This window comes from Streptomyces sp. WAC 04229 (assembly GCF_003947455.1).
Lineage (GTDB): Bacteria > Actinomycetota > Actinomycetes > Streptomycetales > Streptomycetaceae > Streptomyces.
The window spans coordinates 1-8,103 of the sequence record NZ_QHJH01000258.1 but is presented as its reverse complement, the minus strand read 5'-3'; the positions used below and the strand labels follow the sequence as shown (position 1 = coordinate 8,103).

Here is an 8,103-nt window from a genome sequence, read left to right as displayed (position 1 = left end):
TTCGGCGGGCGGGCAGACCTCGATCTCGCTGCCGTCGACGGGGTTGACGGTGAGCAGGAAGTCGCCGGAGACGAGCTGCACCGTGCGGGCGAGCGCGGGCTGTCCGAAGTCGGAGGTGAGGGGATCCCTGGGAGGGCGCGGGCGCGGCGTGTCGCCGTCGTGGCCGTACTCCTCGGGTCCCCGGGTGTTCGGGTCCATCGGTTCAAGCCCCCCAAAAGCGTCGTGTGCTGGGCCCCGGTCGGGACCACCCTCCCGGCCTTGCCGCACACCGCGCTGTCGCTTCTGGTCCGGTCCCGCCGATGGGTTCGCAAAAGTGCGGGCAGCCAGACCCTAAACCTTCGCTCAGTATCTCCGACAGCCCGGGGTACCGCCCCGCCCGAGACGTCACGGTCTCGTGAGGATTGCGTGTGTCGGGGACGGGACGTCACACCCTGGGCAGGGTCTCCACGCCGATGCCGCCCTCGATGGCCAGGATCCTGTGCAGCCTGGTGGCCACCAGCAGGCGCTGCATCTGCGGAGGTACTCCGCGCAGCACCAGCCGCCGGCCGCAGCGGCCGGCCCGCCGGTGGGCCCCCATGATCACGCCGAGTCCGGTCGCGTCCCAGGAGTCCAGCTCTGACAGGTCGAGCACCAGGTCGCCGACTCCGTCGTCGACGGCCGAGTGCAGGACCGTACGGGCGTCCGCCGCGCTGCGGACGTCGAGGCGGCCCCCGACGACCAGCTCGACGTGGTCGCCCCTGATGTGCATATGCGCTCCCCGGCGTGCGTCCGTGTTCGTCTCTTCGATTCTTCGACGTGATCTCTCGGCGATATCAGGTGTTGCATCCTCTGACTGGCCGAAACGACCGGAGGTTGCCGCCTGTAAGCGAACCGATACCGAATTCACCCCGGCGTGTGATGTCTCCCGGGGCCGATGGGACTTCAGTGCTTGTAGAAGCCCTGCCCGCTCTTGCGGCCGATGTCACCGGCGTCCACCATCCGGCGCATCAGCTCCGGCGGGGCGAACTTCTCGTCCTGGGACTCGGTGTAGATGTTGCCCGTGGCGTGCAGCAGGATGTCGACGCCCGTCAGGTCGGCGGTGGCCAGCGGCCCCATGGCGTGGCCGAAGCCCAGCTTGCAGGCGAGGTCGATGTCCTCGGCGGTGGCGACACCCGACTCGTACAGCTTCGCGGCCTCGACGACGAGGGCGGAGATGAGGCGGGTGGTCACGAAGCCCGCCACGTCGCGGTTGACGACGATGCAGGTCTTGCCGGTGGACTCGGCGAACTCACGTGCGGTGGCGAGCGTTTCGTCGCTGGTCTTGTAGCCGCGCACCAGCTCGCACAGCTGCATCATGGGGACCGGCGAGAAGAAGTGGGTGCCGACGACCCGTTCGGGGCGTTCCGTCACCGCCGCGATCTTGGTGATCGGGATGGCGGAGGTGTTGGACGCGAGGATCGCCCCGTCCTTCACCACCTTGTCGAGCGCGCGGAAGATCTCGTGCTTGACCTCGAGCTTCTCGAAGACGGCCTCCACGACCACGTCCGCGTCCGCGACGGCGTCCAGGTCGGTGGTCGCGGTGATCCGCCCGAGCGCGGCGTCGGCCTCCTCGGACGCCAGCTTCCCCTTGGCGACGAACCTGTCGTACGAGGTGCGGATGCCGTCCGTGCCGCGCCGCAGCGCCTCGTCGGTGACGTCCCGCAGGACGACGTCCCAGCCCGCCTGCGCGGCGACCTGGGCGATGCCGGACCCCATGAGGCCGGCTCCGATGACGGCGAGCTTCCGTGCCACTGTGCGACTCCCCTGATACAAGCTGTCCTTGGTCTCTCGGCCGGAGATTAGCGGGCGTGAGGGGCTGTGTGACCGGTTAGTAACGCGCGTCACGTCTCACATGACGGACATCACACCGACGTGTGTCATTCGGGTGTCACTCCACGCCCCGTACGGCGTAGTTGAGCACCTTCTCACTCAACAGCTCCTCCATCTCGTCCAGCAGCAGGAGCATCTCGCGGGAGACCTGGGCCGGTCTGCCCCCGGCGACCATGCGCTGGCCGATTCCCGCCATCACGGTGCCGTGCAGCCAGTTGATCTGACCGGCCATCAGGGCGGGCAGCGGGTCGTCGGCCGCGGCGCCGGTCTCCTCCCTGAGGGTCACCTCGAGATTGGCCAGCACCTCCTGGCCGATGGCCCACATCCTGGACCGCAGGGCGGGCGACTCCTGCACGACCTTCATGAATCCGGCATACCCGTCCATCAGGCCCACACGCGGCGAGACCGACTCGACCTCGTCGCGCAGCTCGCGCAGGACGGCGTACGCGGCGGACTCTCCGGCGCCCCGCCCGCGCACCCAGCGCGACAGCCGGTCGACCACGCCCTTGGAGCGGTCGAGGAACAGGTCCTCCTTGGCCGGGAAGTAGTTGTACACGGTGTTCACGGAGACGTTCGCGGCCTCCGCGACCTCGGCGACCGTCACCGCCTCGAAGCCGCGCTCCAGGAACAGCCCCGTGGCGACGTCCGAGAGGTACTGCCGGGTCTGCCGCTTCTTCCGTTCCCTGAGTCCCTCGGCCATGTGCCCATCCTAGGCTTCGCTGGTGCCGGTGGAAAATTGGGGCCGTTGCAAAATTCAAGTGTCTCTGTTTTTCTGGAGCGCATGGCAATCATCAGTACGGCCGGCCTGGCCCGGACCTTCACGACCGCGCGCGGCCCGGTCGAGGCCGTGCGCGGCATCGACCTGTCCGTCCGCGAGGGCGAGATCCTCGGCTTCCTGGGGCCCAACGGCGCCGGCAAGACCACCACCCTGCGGATGCTCACGACGCTGCTCGCCCCCACCGGCGGCGCGGCCACCGTCGCGGGACACGACCTGGCGGCCGACCCCGCGGGGGTGCGCCGGGCCTGCGGGTACGTGGCGCAGTCGGGCGGGGTGGACCCGCAGATCACCGTGCGGGAGGAGCTGGTCACCCAGGGCCGCCTGTACCGGCTGCCCCGGGCGCGGGCCGAGGGGCGCGCGGAGGAACTCGCCCGCGACCTTGACCTCTCCGCGCTGCTCGACCGCAAGTGCGGCGCACTCTCCGGCGGTCAGCGGCGGCGGCTGGACATCGCGATGGCGCTCACGCACCGCCCGGAGATCCTCTTCCTGGACGAGCCGACCACCGGGCTCGACCCGGGCAGCCGCGCCGACCTGTGGGACCTGGTGCGGCGGCTGCGCGACGAGCAGGGCACGACGGTCTTCCTCACCACCCACTACCTCGACGAGGCCGACGCGCTCTCCGACCGGCTGGTCGTCGTGGACGGCGGGGTGGTGGTCGCCGAGGGCACGCCGGACGCCCTGAAGCGGGAGTACGGCGGCGCGGCCGACGCCACGCTCCAGGACACCTTCCTCGCCATCACCGGGCGCGGCGCCGCGCCGGCCGACGCCGCGCCCGTGGCCGTGTAGAAGCCCCGAGCGGCCCCCCGCAGAAGCGCCGAGCCGCCTCCGTAGAAGCCCCAAGCCGCCGTACCGCACCCCGAGATCCGAGGCTGACCCGATGCTGTTCCACGACACCGCGCTCATCTACGGCCGCTATCTGCGCCAGTCCCTGCGCTCCCGCTTCGCGCTGCTGTTCGGCGTGCTGATGCCGCTGCTGTACCTGCTCTTCTTCGGCCCGCTGCTGACCGATCTGCCGCTCGGCGGGCGCGGCAGCTCCTGGCAGGTGCTGGTGCCCGGCCTGCTGCTCCAGCTGGGGTTGTTCGGCGCTTCCTTCGCCGGCTTCTCGGTCATCATCGAGAACGGTCAGGGCGTGGTCGAACGCATGCGCGTCACGCCGGTCAGCCGACTGGCGCTGCTGCTCGGCCGGGTGCTGCGGGACGCCACGGTCTTCGCCTTCCAGGCGGTGCTGCTGGTGCTGGCGGCCGTGGTGATGGGCCTGCGGGCGCCGCTGGCCGGGGTGCTGATCGGCTTCGCGTTCGTCGCTCTGCTCACGGTGTCGCTGGCGTCGCTGTCGTACGCGCTGGCGATGAAGGTCCGCACGCCGCAGTCGTTCGGGCCCGCCGTCAACGCGCTGACGATGCCGTCGATGCTGCTGTCCGGCCTGATGCTGCCGATGACGCTGGGACCGGCGTGGCTGGACGTGCTGTCGCACCTGATGCCGTTCCGCTATCTGGTCGACGCCGTGCGGGACGCCTACGTCGGCAGCTACGCGACGGCGCACATGCTGTACGGCACGCTGGTGGCGCTCGCGTTCACCGCACTGGCCGTGACGGTGGGCACACGCGTGTTCCGGAGCGCCGGTGCGTAACTAGGCTGGCCTCATGGTCAACCTGACGCGCATCTACACCCGGACCGGCGACCAGGGCACCACCGCCCTCGGTGACATGAGCCGGGTCCCGAAGACCGACCTCAGGATCTCCGCGTACGCCGACGCCAACGAGGCGAACGCGGTGATCGGCACGGCCATCGCCCTGGGCGGTCTGCCGGAGGACGTCGTCAAGGTCCTCGTCCGGGTCCAGAACGACCTGTTCGACGTGGGCGCGGACCTGTCGACGCCAGTGGTGGAGAAGCCGGAGTTCCCGCCGCTCCGGGTCGAGCAGTTCTACGTCGACAAGCTGGAGGCGGACTGCGACCGCTACCTGGCCGAGGTGGAGAAGCTCCGCTCCTTCATCCTGCCCGGCGGCACGCCCGGCGCGGCGCTGCTGCACCAGGCCTGCACGGTGGTCCGGCGGGCCGAGCGCTCGACCTGGGCGGCCCTGGAGGCCCACGGGGAGACCATGAACCCGCTCACCGCGACCTACCTCAACCGCCTGTCCGACCTCCTGTTCATCCTGGCCCGCGTGGCGAACAAGGAGGTCGGGGACGTGCTGTGGGTGCCGGGCGGGGAGCGCTGACCGCTCCGCGGGGAGGGGTGCGACGGCGACCGGTCCGGCTACCGCTTCGTCGTGGCTGATCGCGCAGTGTCCCGCGCCCCTTCGGGGCGCTCCTCGGGGCGCTCTCCTGACGGGGCCTTTTTCGGCCAGATCGCGTAGGTGAGGGCGATCAGGCCGTGGATGCCGGCCGCGCGCCAGGCCGTGTACTGCCAGCTCTCCAGGGACGTGGTGCGGCTCGGGTCGTCGACGTACCACATGGCGATCTGGAGCAGCCCGGTCGCCACCGCGGCGGCGAGCAGCGTGCCGAGCCAGACCCTGCCCTCGTGCCGGGCGCGGGCCATGCCGTAGCGCGGGGGCCCGGCCGGCCTGGGGGCGCCGCCGATCCGGTGGGCGGCATGGCCGTCGAGCCACTTCACGGTGCGGTGGCCGTGGCCGACGGTGTAGCCGATGTACAGCGCCGCGAGGCCGTGCTTCCAGCTCGGGTCGGCGCCGTTCTTCAGGTCCAGCGCGGTGACCACCAGCAGCACGACCTCCAGCAGCGGCTCGCACAGCAGCAGCGCCATGCCCGTGCGCGGCATCCGCAGCAGATAGCGGACGGACAGCCCGGCCGCCAGCAGCACCCAGAAGCCGATCTCGCAGACGATGATCAGGGTGACGATCACGGTTCGCTCCTCTCGATCGCCCTTCCAGACTCCCGTGCCGCCCGCCCCGGATCGTCGTCGCCGGTGACGAACCTCCGGTACATCGAAAGATGCAGTGCGGGACCCTTCCCCGGCATCAGGCGGGCGGGCCCCTGGCCGTGTTGGATGGGGACATGGCCGTACGACTCCCCCGCCCGCGCCGCTTCGACTGCTACGCCGCCGCGGCCGGACTGCTCGGCGGCCTGCTGCTGTGGGGCATCGGACTGGGCGTGCGCCCGGCCGACGAGCCGGTCGTGCTGTTCGACGGCAAGTGGCCGCTGCTGGTCCCGCTCGCGGTCATGGCGGCCTGCGAACTGCTGCGCCGCTCCGCTCCCCGCACCGGCCTGCTGATCGGCACCGCCGCGCTGATCGGGGACACGCTCACCCAGGGCAGCCTGGTCACGGTGATCATGTACACCGACGTGATGTACGCCGCCGTGCTCTACGGCCCGCCCGCCTCGGCCCGCCGCATCCCCTGGATCACCGGGCTGCTCACGGTGGCCGGGACGGTCGTGCCGTTCGCCCTGTGGCGGCAGCCCGAGGCGCTGCTGATCGGGGTCGCCGTCGGGATCGTGTCCTTCGCGCCCGCCTCCACCGGACTGATCGTGCGCAACCACCGCGAGGCCGCCGACGCCGCCCTGCTGCGGGCCGAGCAGACCGCGCTGCTGGCCGAGATGGACCGGGTCCAGGCGGTGACCGCGGAGCGCTCCCGGATGGCCCGCGAGCTGCACGACATGGTCGCCAACCACCTCTCCGCGATCGCCATCCACTCCACCGCCGCGCTCTCCCTGGACGACCCTGCCACCACCCGGCAGGCGCTCGGCGTGATCCGCGAGAACAGCGTGGAGGGGCTGGCCGAGATGCGCCGTCTGATCGGCATCCTGCGGGACGACGGCGGGGACACCGAGCCGGCCGCCGCCCCCACCCTCGACGGACTCGGCGCGCTCGTCGACGGCGCCCGCGCCAACGGCCTCGACGTCACGCTGGACGCGGCCCCCGGCGACAACCTGCCCGCGCCGGTCGAGCTGGCCGCGTACCGGATCGTGCAGGAGTCGCTGACCAACGCCCTCAAGCACGGCTCGCCGGGGACGGTCCTGGTCCGGCTCACCCGCGACGAAACGGCCCTGCGGGTGCGCGTGACCAGCCCGTACGGCGGCCGCGACACCCCCCGGGCCCCCGGTTCCGGCGCCGGTCTGGTCGGCATGCGGGAGCGTGCCGCGCTGCTGCGCGGCAGCTTCGAGGCCGGGGCGGTGGCGGACCCCGGCTCGCCGGACGGCAAGATCTGGGCGGTGTGCGCCGTGCTGCCCCTGACCGAAGGAGACCTGGCATGATCCGCGTCCTCGTCGCCGAGGACCAGTCCGCCGTGCGCGCGGGACTGGTGCTCATCCTCGGCAGCGCACCGGACATCGAGGTCGTCGGGGAGGCCGCGGACGGCGAGCGGGCGGTGGCGCTGGCCCGGGAGCTACGTCCCGACCTGGTGCTGATGGACGTTCAGATGCCGCGCATGGACGGGGTGTCGGCGACCGCGATCGTGGTCGGCGAGGGCCTGGCCGACGTGCTCGTGCTGACCACCTTCGACCTGGACGAGTACGTCTTCGGAGCGCTGCGGGCGGGTGCCGCCGGGTTCCTGCTGAAGAACACGGAGGCCCGGGACCTGCTCACGGCCGTGCGCACGGTGGCGGCCGGCGAGGGCATCGTCGCCCCGGCCGTCACCCGGCGCCTGATCGCGGAGTTCGCGGCGAAGCCGGTGCGGGATCCGGCCGCCGACCCGGCGGGGCTGCGGGAGCTGACCCGGCGGGAGCGGGAGGTGCTGTCCTGCCTCGGCGAGGGCCTGTCCAACGCCGCGATCGCCGAGCGTCTCGACATGGCGGAGGCCACGGTGAAGACGCACGTCAGCCGCCTGCTGGGGAAGCTGTCACTGCGCAGCCGCGTGCAAGCCGCGGTGCTCGCGCAGGAGTTGGGGATCTAAGAGGGAGCATCCCCCACTGGTCCAGACCTATTGACCTAAGGTCCAGACCTTTCTATTCTCGCGGCACTGTGGACATGAGGCTCAGTCATGGCCACAACACAACCTCACATAAGGAGGCGCAGCATGCGCTTCAGACACAGAGTCGCGGCCCTCGTCGCGTGTCTGTCACTCCCGCTGGCCGGACTGGTCGGCCTGGCGAGTCCGGCCCAGGCCGCGACGAGTGCGACGGCCACGTTCAGCAAGACCTCGGACTGGGGCACGGGCTTCGGCGGCAACTGGACGGTGAAGAACACCGGCACCACGTCCATCAGCTCCTGGACCGTCGAGTGGGACTTCCCCTCCGGCACCAAGGTCACCTCCGCCTGGGACGCCACGGTCACCAACTCCGGCGACCACTGGACCGCCAAGAACGTCGGCTGGAACGGGACGCTCGCCCCCGGCGCCTCGGTCTCCTTCGGCTTCAACGGCAGCGGCCCCGGCTCCCCCTCCAACTGCAAGCTCAACGGCGGCAGCTGTGACGGCGGGTCCACCCCCCTGCTTTTTTTAAAAATTTCCAGGCCACCGGAAAAGGCGAAAAAATGTATTCCGGCCTTTTGTTTGAAAAAAAAAAAAATACGAGCTAGAACACGGCGATGA

Annotated in this window: 10 protein-coding genes and 1 pseudogene; 6 read left to right on the top strand and 5 right to left on the bottom strand. The window is 70.8% G+C overall.

Annotated features, from left to right (window positions below; all coding sequences use genetic code 11):
• From DMH12_RS35450 to DMH12_RS35435, 4 genes are all read right to left on the bottom strand, one after another.
• Window positions 1-198 (bottom strand): hypothetical protein (locus tag DMH12_RS35450; RefSeq protein WP_148107580.1); only part of this gene is annotated, 198 nt, incomplete at its 3' end.
• Between the two features lie 226 nt (window positions 199-424).
• On the bottom strand, window positions 425-748 hold the full coding sequence (locus DMH12_RS35445; RefSeq protein ID WP_003973611.1) for an STAS domain-containing protein: 324 nt from the start codon (window positions 746-748) through the stop codon (window positions 425-427).
• A 173-nt stretch (window positions 749-921) separates the two neighbouring features.
• Complete coding sequence (locus DMH12_RS35440) at window positions 922-1,770, bottom strand: 3-hydroxyacyl-CoA dehydrogenase family protein (protein WP_125495420.1); 849 nt, start codon at window positions 1,768-1,770, stop codon at window positions 922-924.
• 136 nt (window positions 1,771-1,906) lie between these two features.
• Window positions 1,907-2,548: a TetR/AcrR family transcriptional regulator gene (locus DMH12_RS35435; RefSeq protein WP_125495419.1), complete on the bottom strand. Its 642-nt coding sequence runs from the start codon at window positions 2,546-2,548 to the stop codon at window positions 1,907-1,909.
• Between the two features lie 81 nt (window positions 2,549-2,629).
• On the opposite strand from DMH12_RS35435, the gene DMH12_RS35430 reads away from it, so the two are divergent.
• The 3 genes from DMH12_RS35430 to DMH12_RS35420 all read left to right on the top strand — a co-directional run bounded on the left by DMH12_RS35430 (window position 2,630) and on the right by DMH12_RS35420 (window position 4,839).
• Window positions 2,630-3,412: an ABC transporter ATP-binding protein gene (locus DMH12_RS35430; RefSeq protein ID WP_125495418.1), complete on the top strand. Its 783-nt coding sequence runs from the start codon at window positions 2,630-2,632 to the stop codon at window positions 3,410-3,412.
• A gap of 91 nt (window positions 3,413-3,503) precedes the next feature.
• Window positions 3,504-4,253, top strand: a complete 750-nt coding sequence (locus tag DMH12_RS35425) for an ABC transporter permease (RefSeq protein WP_122616260.1) — start codon at window positions 3,504-3,506, stop codon at window positions 4,251-4,253.
• 13 nt (window positions 4,254-4,266) lie between these two features.
• Complete coding sequence (locus tag DMH12_RS35420) at window positions 4,267-4,839, top strand: cob(I)yrinic acid a,c-diamide adenosyltransferase (RefSeq protein ID WP_125495417.1); 573 nt, start codon at window positions 4,267-4,269, stop codon at window positions 4,837-4,839.
• 38 nt (window positions 4,840-4,877) lie between these two features.
• Here the strand turns inward: DMH12_RS35420 and DMH12_RS35415 are convergent, their stop codons facing one another.
• On the bottom strand, window positions 4,878-5,480 hold the full coding sequence (locus tag DMH12_RS35415) for a hypothetical protein (RefSeq protein ID WP_125495416.1): 603 nt from the start codon (window positions 5,478-5,480) through the stop codon (window positions 4,878-4,880).
• A gap of 152 nt (window positions 5,481-5,632) precedes the next feature.
• On the opposite strand from DMH12_RS35415, the gene DMH12_RS35410 reads away from it, so the two are divergent.
• From DMH12_RS35410 to DMH12_RS35400, 3 genes and pseudogenes are all read left to right on the top strand, one after another.
• The gene (locus tag DMH12_RS35410) at window positions 5,633-6,829 is read left to right on the top strand and encodes a sensor histidine kinase (protein WP_125495415.1); all 1,197 of its coding nucleotides are present in this window, start codon (window positions 5,633-5,635) and stop codon (window positions 6,827-6,829) included.
• A complete protein-coding gene (locus DMH12_RS35405) occupies window positions 6,826-7,467 on the top strand; it encodes a response regulator transcription factor (RefSeq protein ID WP_125495414.1) in 642 nt (213 codons plus the stop codon). Before DMH12_RS35410 ends, DMH12_RS35405 begins: the two co-directional genes overlap by 4 nt.
• A 123-nt stretch (window positions 7,468-7,590) precedes the next feature.
• Window positions 7,591-8,001: pseudogene (locus DMH12_RS35400) on the top strand (cellulose-binding domain-containing protein); the annotation flags it as partial.
• Window positions 8,002-8,103 lie beyond the last annotated feature (102 nt).